Consider the following 14471-nt stretch of genomic DNA (forward strand, 5'->3'; position numbering starts at 1 on the left):
GGGTGCGCGGGCCGGTGACGGACGTCACCGCCCGGCCTTCCGGAGCAGCCTGCGGACCGGCGTGGGCGGACGCCGTTCGAACCCGCTGCCCACGGTAGTGACGCACACCGGAGTGCGCCGCAATCTACCGTCCGCTGTCCGGAGTTGAGGAGATGTCGCACGGACGTTTTCGTCCGGTGCGCGTTTGTGAGCACTCGGCGGGACGGCGGCCCGGGAGGACCGGTTCGTCCATACTGCCGCTCGCGTGCCCGTTTTGTCACCATCCCCGGGGCGGTAGGGGCCGGAGGGCTAGGAGGCCGGGCAGCACAGGGGGCCGGCTCTTGCGCCGGGCTGCCCGGGCGGCCTTGACTGGCCCTTTGGCCAGCGACCCCCAGCGACCCCCGAGCGACCTCCGGCGGCCCCCAGCGGCGGCCCCGCGCGGCTCCTCGGGCGGACGATCCGATGAGAGGACCACCCGGTGCAGCAGGACGCGGAGCAGGGCACCCAGTACGGCGACCAGTACATCGACGGCGAATGGCGGCCCTCGCTGGACGCCGGGTCGATCACGGTACTGAACCCGGCGACCGAACAGGTGCTCGCCACCGTCCCCGCCGGCGGCACGGCCGACGTCGCCGCTGCCGCGGCCGCCGCCCGCCGGGCGGCCCGGAGTTGGGCCGCCACCTCCCGCGCGGAGCGGCTGGCGCTGCTCACCCGGCTGCGGGACGGCCTGGCCGGGTGCCAGGAGGAGATAGCCGACACGGTGGTCGCCGAGCTGGGCGCGCCGGTCGGCTTCGCGACCGCCGTGCACGCCGGCCTGCCGCTGGCCGTGGCCGGTTCCTACCTCGCGCTGCTCGCCGAGTACCCCTTCGAGGAGCGGATCGGGAACTCGGTGGTGCTCGCCGAGCCGGCCGGGGTGGTCGCGGCGATCACGCCGTGGAACTACCCGCTGCACCAGATCGTGGCCAAGGTCGTACCGGCCCTGGCGGCCGGCTGCCCGGTGGTGCTCAAGCCCGCCGAGGACGCCCCGCTGGTCGCCCGGCTGTTCGCGCGGCTGGTCCACGAAGCGGGGTTCCCCGCCGGGGTGTTCAACCTGGTCACCGGCACCGGCGCGGTGGCGGGCGCGGCCCTGGTCGGGCACCCGGAGGTGGACGTGGTCTCGTTCACCGGCTCCACCGCCGTGGGCCGGACCGTCGCCGAGACCGCCGGTCGGGGCATCAAGCGGGTCGCGCTGGAGCTGGGCGGGAAGTCGGCCAACGTGGTGCTGCCCGGCGCCGACCTGGCCCGGGCGGTCAACGTCAACGTCGCCAACGTGTTCGCCAACTCCGGGCAGACGTGCAGCGCCTGGACCAGGCTGCTGGTGCACCAGGACCAGTACGAGGAGGCGGTCGGACTCGCCGCGAAGGCCGCCGCCAAGTACCTCCCGGGCGATCCGGCCGATCCGCGGACCCGGATCGGCCCGGTGGTCAGCGCCCGGCAGCGGGAGCGGGTGCGCGGCTACATCACCGGCGCGCTCGCCGAGGGCGCCCGGCTGGTCGTCGGCGGGCCGGACGCCCCGGCCGGTCTGGACACCGGCTTCTACGTCCGGCCGACCGTCCTCGCCGACGTCACCAATGACATGACGGTCGCCCAGGAGGAGGTCTTCGGCCCGGTGCTGGCCGTCCTCGCCTACCGCGACGAGGACCACGCCGCCGAACTCGCCAACGGCACCCAGTACGGCCTGGCCGGCGGCGTCTGGGCGGCGGACACCGACACCGCCGCCGCCTTCGCCCGCCGCCTCGACACCGGCCAGGTCGACCTCAACGGCGGTCGCTTCAACCCGCTCGCCCCGTTCGGCGGCTACAAGAACTCGGGCCTCGGCCGCGAGCTGGGCCGCCCCGGCCTGGAGGAGTTCCTGCAGCTCAAGTCGCTGCAGTACTGAGCACGCCGGCACGCGGCCCGGCCCCCGCGGGGGCCGGGCCGCGCGGGTCTCAGACCAGGTCGACGCCCGGGTAGAGGGGGAAGCCCGCCAGCAGGTCGGCGGCGCGCTTGGCGACGCCCTCGCGGACCGCGTCGTCCAGGGTGTACTGGGCCTTGGACCGCGCGCCGGCGGAGGTCGCGACGGGAGTGGTGGCGCGCAGGACGGTGTCGATCAGGGCGGCGATCTCGTCCATCTCGGCGGTGCCCAGGCCCCGGGTGGTCAGCGCGGGGGTGCCGAGCCGGACGCCGGAGGTGTACCAGGCGCCGTTGCGGTCCTGCGGGACGGAGTTGCGGTTGGTGACGATGCCGGAGTCCAGCAGCGCCGCCTCGGCCTGCCGGCCGGTCAGGCCGTAGCCGGAGACGTCGGCGAGCACCAGGTGGTTGTCCGTGCCGCCGGTGACCAGCGTGCCGCCCCGGCGCAGCAGGCCCTCGGCGAGGGCCCGCGCGTTGTCGACGACGCCGCGGGCGTACGTGCGGAACTCGGGGCGGAGGGCCTCGGCGAAGGCGACCGCCTTGGCGGCCATCACGTGCGAGAGCGGGCCGCCGAGGACCAGCGGGCAGCCGCGGTCGACGTGCTCGGCCAGCTCGGCGGTGCAGAGCACCATGCCGCCGCGCGGACCGCGCAGCGACTTGTGGGTGGTGGTGGTGACGATGTGGGCGTGCGGGACGGGATCGTGGTCGCCGGTGAGCACCTTGCCCGCGACCAGGCCGGCGAAGTGCGCCATGTCGACCATCAGGGTCGCGCCGACCTCGTCGGCGATCTCGCGCATGACGCGGAAGTTCACCAGTCGCGGGTAGGCGGAGTAGCCGGCCACCAGGATCAGCGGGCGGAACTCGCGGGCGGTGGCCCGCAGCGCGTCGTAGTCGATCAGGCCGGTGACCGGGTCGGTGCCGTAGCTGCGCTGCTCGAACATCTTGCCGGAGATGTTCGGCCGGAAGCCGTGCGTGAGGTGGCCGCCGGTGTCCAGGGACATGCCGAGCATCCGCTGGTTGCCCAGCTCGTGGCGCAGCTCGGCCCAGTCCTGCTCGGTGAGGTCGTTGACGTTGCGGACCTCGGCGCGCTCCAGGGCGGGGCTCTCGACGCGCTGGGAGAGGACGGCCCAGAAGGCGGTCAGGTTGGCGTCGATGCCGGAGTGCGGCTGGACGTAGGCGTGGTCCGCGCCGAAGAGCGCGCGGGCGTGCTCGGCGGCGATCGTCTCGACCGTGTCGACGTTGCGGCAGCCGGCGTAGAAGCGGCGGCCGGCGGTGCCCTCGGCGTACTTGTCGCTGAGCCAGTTGCCCATGGCGAGCAGGACGGCCGGGGAGGCGTAGTTCTCGCTGGCGATCAGCTTGAGCGAGGCGCGCTGGTCGTCGATCTCCCGGCCGATGGCGGCGGCGATCCTCGGCTCCACCTCGCGGACGACGTCGAGGGCACTGCGGAAGGCGGTGTTGGCGGTGGCACTCGCGGCGGTGTGCGGTGCGGCGGCGTCGGGCGCGGCAGGGCTGACGGGGGTGGCCAAGGCGGTCTCCTCGTGACGGGTGGACGAGTACGGACGGCCCAGGCGCTCGGCAACTTGGCGTGCGGGTGCACGGAGCCGCTTCCCGATGGTCGGTTCCATCCGTGCGCGCCAGTCGCGGCTCACCGGGATCGTACCAATGCCCCGGCCGCTGTGGCGGAGATCTCAGAATGCGGGACGGGCCGCCTCCTTTGCCCCGGTATGACCGTTCTTCTGCAACGGCAGTATTGCGGCGGAATGAAGCCGTCACAATTCCCGAAACATTGCACCCGAACTCCGCCGGGAATGATTTGCGGAAATCCGGCGGCGTCCGATCTGATGGCGTTCGGCAGGCCGCCGGGAAACCCCCGCAGGCCGGCCGTCACATGCACACCAGCGCACCCTCACCCACGGGGCGGCGGAGAATTCGGGGAGTACGCCTCTCATGGCAGTGGTCGAGACAGTCGCAGAGCCGTCCGCCGGGACGGCGCCCGCCGCCGCGCGGGCCCCGCAGGGCCTGCTGCGCCGGATCCGCCGCGACCGGGTCGCGGCCACCGCGCTCGCGGTCGTCGTGGTCTTCCTGCTGCTCGCGCTCGCCGCCCCGCTGATCGCCACCCTCTACGGCAGGAACCCGGTCGAGCACTACGGCCAGAACACTCCCGGCCTGCTCAGCGACGGCGGACTGCCGATGGCGCCGAACGGCGGCATCTCGGCCGACTTCTGGTTCGGCCTGGAGCCCGGGCTCGGCCGCGACGTCCTCACCCAGCTGCTCTACGGCATCCGCACCTCACTGCTGATCGCCTTCGCCTCGGCCGCCGTCACCACCACGCTCGGGGTACTGGCCGGCGTCGCGGTGGGCTACCTCGGCGGGATCACGGACCGGCTCTTCGGTTTCCTCTCCAACGTGCTGCTGGCCTTTCCGACCCTGCTCCTGCTGCTCGCGCTCAGCCCCGTCATCCAGTCCCGGCTGGTCGACCCGGACACCGCCGAACCCGAGTGGATGCAGTTCCTGGTGCTGATCCTGGTCTTCTCCGCGTTCGGCTGGATTCCGCTCGCGCTTTCCCTCCGGGCCGCCGTCCGGTCACTTCGGGAAAGGGATTTCGTGCAGTCCGCCCGGGCGCTCGGGGCGAGCGGATTCCATATCGTGTTCCGCGAACTCCTGCCGAATGTCCGGGCGCAGCTCCTGGTGCACGCCACGATGGCGGTGCCGACGTTCGTCGCCTCCGAGGCGGTGCTGTCCTTCCTCGGCGTGGGCATCAACGAGCCCGTCCCGGACTGGGGCCGGATGATCGCGCGGGGCTCCGAGGTCTTCCAGGCCGACCCCACCTACATGTTCTTCCCCGGCGTGGCACTGCTGCTCTTCGTGCTCGCCTTCAACCTGCTCGGCGACGCCGTCCGGGACGCGCTCGACCCGCGCGCCGCGCGCTGAGCGCCGCCTTCCCCTCCTCCCTCCCTCTTCACCCGATCGCCCCGTCTCCGGGGCAAGGAGAGTTCCGCCATGCGCTGGATCAAACCGTCCCTCGCCGTCGTCGCCACCGCGGTGCTGGCGACCTCCTGCTCGGCCGGCGCGGGCTCCACCCCGGGTACCGGCGCCGGGGCCACCGCCCGGGAGTCCTCGCCGCTGACCGCCGCGCTCGGCACCGAGAAGGAGAGCGCCGGCCCGGCCCCCGCCGTCCCCGGCGCCCGCCCGGGCGGCACCGTGAACGTCTACAACACCACCGACTTCCGCCACCTCGACCCGCAGAAGGTCTACGCCGGCGCCGCGTACAACACCTCGCTGCTCTGGGGCCGCCAGCTGACCCAGTACCAGGTGGTGGACGGCAAGGCCAGGCTGGTCGGCGACCTCGCCACCGACACCGGGACCCCGGCCGACGGCGGCCGCACCTGGACGTACCGGCTGAAGGAGGGCGTGGCCTGGGAGGACGGGCAGCCGATCACCTCCCAGCAGGTCAAGTACGGCATCGAGCGCTCCTTCGGCAAGGGCTACGAGGTCGGCCCGCCGTACTGGCCGCAGTGGCTCACCGGCGAGGCCAGCTACGACGACGCGCGCAAGAAGTACGCCGGCCCGCAGGACGGCGACCTCGCCGCGATCGAGACCCCGGACGACCGCACCCTCGTCCTGCACTTCCCGCAGCCGCAGGCCGACGTGCCGTACATGGCCGCGCAGTCCTCCTCCTCGCCGGTGCGCAGGGACAAGGACACCGGCACGGACTACGACCGGCTGCCGTTCGCCAGCGGCCCGTACCGGATCGCCGAGCACGTCCAGAACACCCGGCTGGTGCTGGAGCGCAATCCGCACTGGAAGGCGGAGACCGACCCGATCCGCTCGCAGTACCCGGAGAGGTTCGTCTTCACCTTCGGCAAGGAGGCGCTCAACATCAACCAGGAGATCCTCTCCGGCCGGGACGGCGGCGCCGACGCCACCACGGTGGCGACCCAGCTCTCCCCCGAGCTCTACCAGAACGTGGACACCGACCCGAAGGCCAAGGAGCTGGTGGTCTCCGGCCGCCAGGGCGCCTTCGTCACCCAGCTCGTGATCAACAACGAGCGGGTGCCGGACGTCGAGGTCCGCAAGGCCCTGCACCTGGCCTACCCGCGCCAGCAGGCGCGCCAGGTCCAGGGCGGCTCCCGGGTCGGCGAGCTGGCCACCACGCTCAGCTCCCCCGCCCTGGTCGACTGGCAGAAGTACGACCTGTACCCGGCCAAGCCGGAGGGCGACCCGGAGGCCGCCAAGCAGGCGCTCGCCCGGGCCAAGCAGCCGCCGGCCGCGCTGACCTACGCCTACGCCTCCACGCCGAACGGGCAGCGGGTCGCCCAGGTGCTGGTGGAGGGCTTCGCCAAGGCCGGCATCACCATCGTGCCGAAGCCGGTCGACCCCAAGGCGCTGCTGGACGAGGCGCACCGCGCCGACTCCCCGTACGACCTGTTCGAGGAGACCAGCTCGGTCGACTGGCCGACCCCCTCCACGCTGGTCCCGTTCTCCTTCGACGGCCGGGCCAACGGCGACCTCAACTCCGCCCGCTACCGCAACGCCGAGGTGGACAGGGAGATCGACCGGATCAACCAGATCGGCGAGCCGCGCGCCAAGGCCAAGGAGCTGTACGCGCTGGAGCAGACGGTGATGAAGGACGTACCGGTGCTGCCCTTCGCCTACCCGGCCGTGAACCAGCTGCGCGGCAGCAACGTCGGCGGGGCGTTCGTCCACCCGATCTACGGCTCGGTCGGGCTGGCCTGGCTCTACCTCAAGTCCTGACCCGCCCGGCCCCGGGGCCGTCCCGGGGGCCCGGCCCGTGCCACGGGCCGGGCCGCCCGGCCCAGACCGCCCCCGCCGTGCCCCTCGACCCCGTCCCCCCTCGACCCCGGACCGGCCATGCTCTCCTTCGCCCTGCGGCGGACCCTCCAGGCCCTCGCCGTCCTGGTCGCGGTCTCCGCCGCCGCCTTCGCCCTCTTCTACGCCGCCCCCGCCGACCCGGCCCGCGCGGCCTGCGGCCCGCGCTGCGACTCCGGCCAGGTCGCGGCCGTCCGCCAGAGCATGGGCCTGGACCAGCCGCTGCTCACCCAGTACACCGACTACCTCGCCGGAGTCGTGGCCGGACGGGACATCGCGGACGTCGACGGCTCGGTCATCCACTGCGACGCACCCTGCCTCGGTTACTCCTACCGGCTCCACCAGCCCGTCACCGAGGCCCTGGTCGACCACCTGCCGGTGACCTTCTCGCTCACCGCCGGCGCGCTCGCCGTCCTGGTGCTGTTCGGGCTCGGCACCGGCTTCGTCTCCGCCCTGCGCCACGGGACCAGGACGGACCGGCTGCTCTCCGGCTTCACCCTGGTCGGCGCCAGCGTGCAGATCTACTTCCTCGGGTACGTCGCCCAGTGGGCGCTGGTCTACTCGACCGGCCTGCTGCCGCTGCCCTCCTACACCCCGCCGGCCGAGGACCCGGCCGCCTGGGCGGGCGGCATGCTGCTGCCCTGGCTCGTCCTCGGCTTCGTCAACTCGGCCGTCTTCGCCCGGCTCTCGCGCTCCCAGCTGCTGGAGACGATGAACGAGGAGTACGTCCGCACCGCGCGCGGCAAGGGCCTCGGCCGGGTGCGCACCCACCTCAAGTACACCTCGCGCGGCGCCGCCGGTCCGCTGGTGCAGCTGCTCGGGCTGGAGGCCGGCGCGCTGCTCGGCGGCGCGGTGATCACCGAGACGGTGTTCGGGCTGAACGGCGTGGGCACCTTCGCCGCCGAGGCCGTCTCCGGGCAGGACCTGCCGGCCGTGGTCGGCGCCGTCCTGCTCGCCGCCTGCTTCGTGGTGCTGTTCGTCGCCCTGGCCGACCTCGCGGTGGCCTGGCTCGATCCCCGCATCCGTCTCAGCTGACCCCTCTGGAGTACCGATGACCCCCTCCACCGAAGCGGTGCTGAGCGTCCGCGACCTCTCCGTCGCCTTCGCCGACCCGCGCGGCGGCGCTCCCGTGCACGCCGTCCGCAGCCTCTCCTTCGACCTCGCCCGGGGTGAAGTCCTCGGCCTGGTCGGCGAGTCCGGCTCCGGCAAGTCCGCGACCGGCCTGGCCGTGCTCGGCCTGCACGACCCGCGCACCACCACCGTCACCGGCTCGATCCGGCTCGCCGGCCGGGAGCTGGTCGGCGCCGGTGAGTCCGTGCTGCGCGAGGTGCGCGGCGGCCGGGTCGCCCTGGTCTTCCAGGACGCGCTCACCTCGCTCAGTCCGTTCCACGGCGTGGGTGCGCAGCTGGCCGAGATGTACCGGCTGCACCACCCGGGCGCCGGCCGTGCCGAGACCCGGCGGCGGGCCGTCGCCATGCTGGACCGGGTCGGCATCCCGGCCGCCCGGGCCGGCGACCACCCGCACCGGTTCTCGGGCGGCATGCGCCAGCGGGTGATGATCGCCATGGCACTGATGAACGACCCCGACGTGCTGATCGCCGACGAGCCGACCACCGCGCTGGACGCCCGCGTCCAGCGGCAGGTCCTCGACCTGCTGGGCGAGTTGCAGCGCGAGCACGGCACCGCGGTGCTGCTGGTCAGCCACGACCTCGGCGTGGTGGCCGGGACGACCGACCGCACACTGGTGCTGCGCGACGGCCGGCAGGTCGAGTCCGCGCCGACCGCCGAGCTGCTGGCGGCGCCGCGACAGCCCTACACCCGGGCCCTGGTGGGCGCGGCGCTGACCGCGGACACCGTGCCGGGCACACCGCTGGCCACCGTCGACGAACCGTCGCCGTCCTTCACCTTCGCGCCACGGGCGGGCGCCGCCCCCGACCGCCCGCTGGTGGAGGTCGAGGAGCTCGCCGTGCACTTCCCCGGGCGGCGGCGCCCCACCGGCCGGCGCGGCGAACCCGTCCGCGCGGTGGAGGGCGTGAGCCTGCGGATCGCGCCCGGTGAGACGCTCGGGCTGGTCGGCGAGTCCGGCTCCGGAAAGTCCACCACCTCACGCGTGCTGGCCGGCCTGCAGCCGGTGACCGCCGGCCGGGTGCGCTACGACGGGATCGACGTCACCGCCCCCGACCGGGCGCTGCGCCGCCGGCTCGCCCGCGAGATCCAGCTGGTCTTCCAGGATCCGTACGCCTCGCTCAACCCGCGCCGCACCGTCGCCCAGACCCTGGACACGCCGCTGCGCCTGCACACCGCCCTCGGCCCCGCCGAACGGCGCGAGCGGTCCGCCGAGTTGCTGGAGCAGGTCGGGCTGGCGGCCGGCCACCTGAACCGCTATCCGCACGAGTTCTCCGGCGGCCAGCGCCAGCGGATCGGCATCGCCCGGGCACTCGCGCCCGAACCGCGCCTGATCATCGCCGACGAACCGGTCTCCGCGCTGGACGTCTCGGTCCGCGCCCAGGTGCTCAACCTGCTGATGGAGCTGCGCGAACGCCTGGGCGTCGCCTTCCTCTTCGTCTCGCACGACCTCGCCGTGGTGCGGCACTTCTGCGACCGCGTCGCGGTGATGCACGGCGGCCGACTGGTCGAATCGGCCGACCGCGACCGGCTGTTCGCCGCCCCGCACACCGACTACACCCGGGAGCTGCTCGCCGCCGCGCACTGAGGGTGTGTCGGCGGCCGCCCGGCGGCACGATCCGCATACGATCGGCTACCGGCAGCGACCCCCGTCACCCCGGAAGGGGTTCCCGATGACCCTCGTCAGCCAATCCGCCACCCTGCTCCAGCTGTTGGGCCGGCTCCACCCCGAGGCCCTGGACGGCATCCGCCCGCACCTGCCCGTCCTGGGGCCCACCCGCCACGTCCACCTGGCCGCGCACGGCGGCGGGCAGGCCGGGCTCAACCCCCAACCGCTTCCGCCCGGCGCCACCGAGCTGCGGCTGGCCGTCGCCGGGACGGTCAACGCGGTGGCCAACGCGGCCATCACCGCCCGGCTGTCCGGCGCAGACCCGGGCGGCATCCTCACCGAGGTGGGGGACGACTGGTGCCCGACCCCGCCGGACCGGCGGCTGCCGTGGCCGCGGCACTGGCCGCTCCCCTGGCCGCCCGGCGAGCCGTTCCCGATCGACCCGGGCTACGCCACGCCGGCCGTCCAGGCCCAGGCGGCGCTCGCCTTCCAGGCCTATGCGAGCGGGATCGCGGACGAGGAACTGGGCACTGCCTTCGGTGAACTGGCGGAGCGACTCTGCGAGGCCGCGCTGGGGAACGCCGGCTGAGCCGGCCCGGTGCACGGGGCCCCCGACCGTCCCGTGCACCGAGACCCACCCCACGACAGCGACTCTGCGTAGTCGCGGCGGTGCTCCGCCCGGGGCCGTACCGTGCCCACCCACGGTCACCCGGCCCCCATCAGGCCCACCATCCGGCGGAAATCCCGGAGCGGGACAGGTAGCGTGGGGACGTCAGTATCCGGTGGGGGGATCCCGTGAGTGTCACGGTGCGTCACAGCGTGTCGACGCGCTCCGTACGGCCACCGCACGGGTGCCGACTGCCGCACCCGCCCGGGTGCGGTACGGACGCTCCGAGGACGCCGCGACATGCCTACCCCGACCACCGCGTACGTCGGCCGACCGGCCGTGGTCGCGGGCCCCCACCTCGTCCGCGCCGAACGGATACGCGACGACATCCTCGCCCGCAATCCCGGCTACTCGCCCCGGCAGGCCCAGACGGTACGGATGGCCCTGAGCAACCTGCCCGGCACCCGCCGGTACTTCCAGCCGTACGAGGTCGTCACCTCGCCCGACCGCACCGCCGCCGAGCGCAAGACCACCACCATGGCCGACCTGCTGGCCGCCGCCGAGAGCGCCGCCCGCGAGGCGCTGGCGAACGCGAGGGCGGGCACCGCGGACGTCGACTGCGTCGTCGTCAGCAGTGCCACCGGTGACGGGGTGCCGGGGCTGGACATCCTGCTCCAGCAGCGGCTCGGGCTCCGCCCGGACATCAGCCGCCGGCCGATGACGCAGCTGGCCTGCGCGGGCGGCGCGCACGTCCTGATCGCGGCCCAGGAGTACCTGGCCGGAAACCCGGGCGGCGTCGTCCTGGTGGTCGCGGGCGAGTCGCTCTCCTCGCTCTACCAGGACAGCCGGACGTCGATCGAGGACCAGATCTACAAGGGGCTCTGGGGGGACCTCGTCGGCGCGGCCGTCGTCACGGGCGAGCGGCGCACGCCCGGGCTGCGCCTCGGCCACCGCTTCGAGTACACCGTGCCGGGGTCCACCGACCGGTACCGCAAGCTGACCGACGACCGCGGCGACCACTTCGCCTCCACCCGAGCCTCGCTCCGCTCGGTCACCGACCTGGGGCCGGCCCTGCTCGACTGGCTGAACCGGCACGACGCCCGGGAGCTCGACTTCGGTGTGCTGCACCCGGGCGGCCCCGCGATCCTCGACCGGCTCGGTACGCTGCTCGGCGTGGACGAGGACTTCCTCCGGCACTCCAAGGCGGTGCTCGCCGAGGAGGGCAACCTGGGCGGGGCGACGGTCTTCTCCGTCCTGGCCCGGACCCACCGGACGCCCCCGGCCGCCGGTGCGCGGGGCCTGGTCTTCGGCCTCGGGCCGGGGGTCGCCCTCAGCGCCCTGCTCGTCACCTGGGCCGACGGCCCCGCCGACTGAGCGGGCGGCGGGGCGCCGCCGCCACCCCTCTCGGCGTCGACGGAAGGTCGCCAGCAGGTCTCCAGGAGTGCGAGCAGCGACGGGACGCCGAGCGGCGGCCCGCCCGCTCCCGCTAGGCGCTCGGCACGATCCGCTCGACCATCGTCCCGACCAGCGCGGCGAGGCCGTCGGCGCCCAGCACCTCGGGAAGGGTGAGGTGTTCGACCAGCAGCCCGGTCATCGCGAGGTAGAGGACGACGACCGTCTCACGGTCGCCCGGGAGGCCCTCGCCCACGTGGTAGGCGATGTTCGCCTCCAGTTGCTCGCGGATCGTGCCGGTGAGCTCGGCGCGCAGGTCCGGCCGACGGGTGGCCTCCAGCCGCAGTTCTAGCAGCGCCAGGTACCCGGCCCGCTCGGCGGTGATCCGGCCCAGCAGGTCGTGCATCAGGGCGGTGACCAGGGCGCGGTCGCGCGGGGCCCGCAGCAGCTCGGCGATGACGGCCGCGTCCGGGGTGAGCCGGTGGTGGATGTGACGGGCGGTCTGGTGGAGCAGGTCGTCGCGGTTGGCGAAGTAGTTGGACGCGGTGCCGGCGGGGACGCCCGCCTGTACGTCGACCGCGCGGAAGGTGAGTCCCCGGGCGCCCTCGCGGGCGAGGACGTCGATGGCGGCGTCGGTGAGGGCGGTACGGCGAGCGGGGTTCTGGACCACGGCCCTGATCCTCCTTCAGAAACATCTGGACAACCACTACAGACTGAGTACTATAGCCGGAGTGGTTGAGGGCGCAGGGCCTTCGACCGGGTCTCCAAGGACGTGAATGCGCAAGCTCACCTACTACGTCGCCGCCACCCTCGACGGTTACATCGCAGCCCCGGACGGCGACTTCGGGTTCTTCGACCCCTACATCCCCGGGGCCCTCCCCTTCCTGACCGGCGAGATGGGCGACGCACTGCCGACCCCCGCCCGCGCCGCGTTCGGCCTGGCGGACGCGCCCAACGAGCGCTTCGACACCGTCCTGATGGGCCGCGCCAGCTACGAGCCGGGCCTGGCCGCGGGCCTCTCCAGCCCCTACGCCCACCTGCGCCAGATCGTGGTCTCCCGCTCGCTCACCAGCAGCCCGGACCCGGCCGTCGAGGTCACCGCGGAGGAGCCGCTCGACCTGGTGCGCCGGCTGAAGCAGGAGGAGGGCCTCGGCATCTACCTCTGCGGCGGCGGCGACCTCGCCGGTCAACTGCTGCCCGAGATCGACGAGTTGATCGTCAAGCTCAACCCCGTCGCGGTCGGCTCCGGCATCCCGCTCTTCCGGGCCGGGTTCTCACCGAACGCCTTCACCCTGGTCGACACCCGGGTGCTGGCCAACGGCGTGCTCGTCCTCACCTACGCGAAGGCGTCCGGGGTGCCCGCGCCGGCAACCGGCTGACGCTGACCACCAGACAGACACCGACCACCACGATCGCCCCACCCACCAGGGTGGGGCCGGTCAGCGGTTCGGCCAGCACCAGCGAGCCGAGCAGCACGGCCACCACCGGGTTCACGTACGCGTACGTGGCGACCAGGGTCAGCGGCGCGGACTGCAGCAGCCAGGCGTAGGCGGTGAAGCCGACCAGCGAACCGACCACCACCAGGTAGCCGAGCGCCAGCCAGGACCGGGTGGAGAAGGCGCCGACGTCCAGACCCTGCTGCTCCCCCCGGGCCAGTCCGATCACCACGTTGCCCAGGCCGCCCACGATCATCTGGTACGCGCTCCCCGCGAAGACGTTGCCCGGCAACGGGATCCGCTTGGCGGCGAACGAGCCGGCCGCCCAGGTCAGCGTGGCGCAGATGACCGCGATCACGCCGGCCGGTGCGATGTCCCCGCCGATCGCGGGCGCGGAGAGCACCGCGAGCCCGGCCAGCCCGAGCAGCACCCCGGACAGTTCCACGGGCTTGGGCCGGTCACCGGTGGCCGCCGTGAGCAGCACCATCCAGAGCGGGACGGCCGCCACCAGCAGCGCCGTCAGCCCCGACGGGATGGAGTTCTCGCCGAGCACCACCAGCCCGTTGCCGCCGGTCAGCAGCAACAGGCCGACCAGCGCGGAGGAGCCGAACTGCCGCCGGTCCAGCCGGAGCCCGGCCCACCCCTCGCGGAACAGCACGAAACCGCCCAGCAGCAGCCCGGCGACGAGGAAGCGCGCCCCGGCGGAGAGGAAGGAGGGCATCGTCTCCAGGGCGATCCGGATCGCCAGATACGTCGAGCCCCACACCACGTACACCACGGCGAGCGCCAGCCAGACCGCCTTTCCCAGGCCGGCCGGACCGGGGACGGCGTCGGCGGGTCTGCCGGCCGGGGCCTTGGCGGGCGTGCGTGAGACGGGCGCTGTCATGGGTGTCCCCCTAGGACGGTACTGGCGGTCAACCGTCATGACAGCGCATCACCGCACCCGCGCGCCAGTGGGTATCACCAGACGGTCGCCGCCGCCCGGGGGCGCGCGCGGGGCGGGCGCTACGGTGGGCGCTCCCCCGGCCGGGGGAGCACGCACCGGGAGGCCCCTTGTCCGACGCACCGACAGCCGACACGCCGACAGCCGACGGGCCGACGGCCGGCCCGCCGGGCGCCCGGCCCGGCGCCCTGCCGTTCTTCGTCTACGGCACGCTCCGCACCGGCGGCCGCAACCACGCCGTGCACCTGGCCGGGCGCTGCGCGGACATCCGGCCGGCCGTACTGGAGGGTGCCGCGCTGCACGACGGCCCGGGTTTCCCGTACGCGGTGCCGGACGGCACACCGGGCCGGCGGATCCTCGGCGAGCTGGTCACCGTGCGCCCCGGCGGGTACGCCGCCGCGCTCGCGGCGCTCGACCGGCTGGAGGACTGCCGGGCCGACGGGACGGGAGAGTACGTGCGCGAGCGGCTGGCCGTCCGGACGGTGGCCGGGTCCACCGAGGACGCCTGGGTCTACCTGGCCGGCCCCGCCGTCGCCGCCCGTCTGCGGGTCCACCCGGCGCTGATCCCCTCCGGGGACTGGACCCGCCGCACCGAACGCTGAACGGGGCAGGCCTGGCCCG

The 14471-nt window shown here is 73.9% G+C and carries 12 protein-coding genes and 1 riboswitch; of the genes, 9 read left to right on the top strand and 3 right to left on the bottom strand.

Annotated elements, in window-relative coordinates; translation table 11 throughout:
* Window positions 1-457 precede the first annotated feature (457 nt).
* Complete coding sequence (locus ABZ497_RS19930; protein WP_359806934.1) at window positions 458-1897, top strand: aldehyde dehydrogenase family protein; 1440 nt, start codon at window positions 458-460, stop codon at window positions 1895-1897.
* 49 nt (window positions 1898-1946) lie between these two features.
* On the opposite strand, the gene ABZ497_RS19935 is transcribed toward ABZ497_RS19930, so the two are convergent.
* Complete coding sequence (locus ABZ497_RS19935; RefSeq protein WP_359806937.1) at window positions 1947-3434, bottom strand: glycine hydroxymethyltransferase; 1488 nt, start codon at window positions 3432-3434, stop codon at window positions 1947-1949.
* 29 nt (window positions 3435-3463) lie between these two features.
* A riboswitch (ZMP/ZTP riboswitch) is annotated at window positions 3464-3560 on the bottom strand.
* Window positions 3561-3855: 295 nt separating this feature from the next.
* Here ABZ497_RS19935 and ABZ497_RS19940 point away from each other — a divergent pair.
* The 6 genes from ABZ497_RS19940 (at window position 3856) to ABZ497_RS19965 (ending at window position 11453) form a co-directional block, all read left to right on the top strand.
* Window positions 3856-4839 carry an ABC transporter permease gene (locus ABZ497_RS19940; RefSeq protein ID WP_359806940.1) on the top strand — a complete coding sequence of 328 codons (984 nt, stop codon included), beginning with the start codon at window positions 3856-3858 and terminating at the stop codon, window positions 4837-4839.
* A 69-nt stretch (window positions 4840-4908) separates the two neighbouring features.
* The gene (locus ABZ497_RS19945) at window positions 4909-6663 is read left to right on the top strand and encodes an ABC transporter substrate-binding protein (RefSeq protein WP_359806943.1); all 1755 of its coding nucleotides are present in this window, start codon (window positions 4909-4911) and stop codon (window positions 6661-6663) included.
* A 117-nt stretch (window positions 6664-6780) separates the two neighbouring features.
* Window positions 6781-7773, top strand: coding sequence for an ABC transporter permease (locus ABZ497_RS19950; protein WP_329490711.1), 993 nt, complete (start codon window positions 6781-6783; stop codon window positions 7771-7773).
* A 16-nt stretch (window positions 7774-7789) separates the two neighbouring features.
* On the top strand, window positions 7790-9451 hold the full coding sequence (locus tag ABZ497_RS19955; RefSeq protein ID WP_359806946.1) for an ABC transporter ATP-binding protein: 1662 nt from the start codon (window positions 7790-7792) through the stop codon (window positions 9449-9451).
* Window positions 9452-9536: 85 nt separating this feature from the next.
* Window positions 9537-10061, top strand: coding sequence for a hypothetical protein (locus ABZ497_RS19960; RefSeq protein ID WP_359806947.1), 525 nt, complete (start codon window positions 9537-9539; stop codon window positions 10059-10061).
* 318 nt (window positions 10062-10379) lie between these two features.
* Entirely contained in the window at window positions 10380-11453 is a 1074-nt protein-coding gene (locus ABZ497_RS19965; protein WP_359806950.1) for a PhlD, read from the top strand.
* A gap of 112 nt (window positions 11454-11565) precedes the next feature.
* Here the strand turns inward: ABZ497_RS19965 and ABZ497_RS19970 are convergent, their stop codons facing one another.
* Window positions 11566-12141: a TetR family transcriptional regulator gene (locus tag ABZ497_RS19970; RefSeq protein WP_359806953.1), complete on the bottom strand. Its 576-nt coding sequence runs from the start codon at window positions 12139-12141 to the stop codon at window positions 11566-11568.
* A gap of 106 nt (window positions 12142-12247) precedes the next feature.
* Here ABZ497_RS19970 and ABZ497_RS19975 point away from each other — a divergent pair, with 106 nt between their 5' ends.
* Window positions 12248-12850 (top strand): dihydrofolate reductase family protein, encoded by a 603-nt coding sequence (locus tag ABZ497_RS19975; RefSeq protein ID WP_359806956.1) that lies wholly within the window; start codon window positions 12248-12250, stop codon window positions 12848-12850.
* Here the strand turns inward: ABZ497_RS19975 and ABZ497_RS19980 are convergent.
* The gene (locus ABZ497_RS19980; protein WP_359806958.1) at window positions 12804-13793 is read right to left on the bottom strand and encodes an EamA family transporter; all 990 of its coding nucleotides are present in this window, start codon (window positions 13791-13793) and stop codon (window positions 12804-12806) included. The genes ABZ497_RS19975 and ABZ497_RS19980 overlap by 47 nt on opposite strands.
* Window positions 13794-13960: 167 nt before the next feature.
* Between ABZ497_RS19980 and ABZ497_RS19985 the strand changes: the two genes are divergently transcribed.
* Window positions 13961-14452, top strand: a complete 492-nt coding sequence (locus ABZ497_RS19985; protein WP_359806960.1) for a gamma-glutamylcyclotransferase family protein — start codon at window positions 13961-13963, stop codon at window positions 14450-14452.
* Window positions 14453-14471: the final 19 nt, after the last annotated feature.

This window comes from Kitasatospora sp. NPDC005751, assembly GCF_040630835.1.
GTDB lineage: Bacteria > Actinomycetota > Actinomycetes > Streptomycetales > Streptomycetaceae > Kitasatospora.

What these genes read in the sequence shown, in the direction of transcription:
- ABZ497_RS19940 (WP_359806940.1), top strand. Translation starts at nt 3,856, where the DNA reads ATGGCAGTGGTCGAGACAGTCGCAGAGCCGTCCGCCGGGACGGCGCCC.
- ABZ497_RS19945 (WP_359806943.1), top strand. Translation starts at nt 4,909, where the DNA reads ATGCGCTGGATCAAACCGTCCCTCGCCGTCGTCGCCACCGCGGTGCTG.
- ABZ497_RS19950 (WP_329490711.1), top strand. Translation starts at nt 6,781, where the DNA reads ATGCTCTCCTTCGCCCTGCGGCGGACCCTCCAGGCCCTCGCCGTCCTG.
- ABZ497_RS19955 (WP_359806946.1), top strand. Translation starts at nt 7,790, where the DNA reads ATGACCCCCTCCACCGAAGCGGTGCTGAGCGTCCGCGACCTCTCCGTC.
- ABZ497_RS19960 (WP_359806947.1), top strand. Translation starts at nt 9,537, where the DNA reads ATGACCCTCGTCAGCCAATCCGCCACCCTGCTCCAGCTGTTGGGCCGG.
- ABZ497_RS19965 (WP_359806950.1), top strand. Translation starts at nt 10,380, where the DNA reads ATGCCTACCCCGACCACCGCGTACGTCGGCCGACCGGCCGTGGTCGCG.
- ABZ497_RS19975 (WP_359806956.1), top strand. Translation starts at nt 12,248, where the DNA reads ATGCGCAAGCTCACCTACTACGTCGCCGCCACCCTCGACGGTTACATC.
- ABZ497_RS19980 (WP_359806958.1), bottom strand. Translation starts at nt 13,793, where the DNA reads ATGACAGCGCCCGTCTCACGCACGCCCGCCAAGGCCCCGGCCGGCAGA.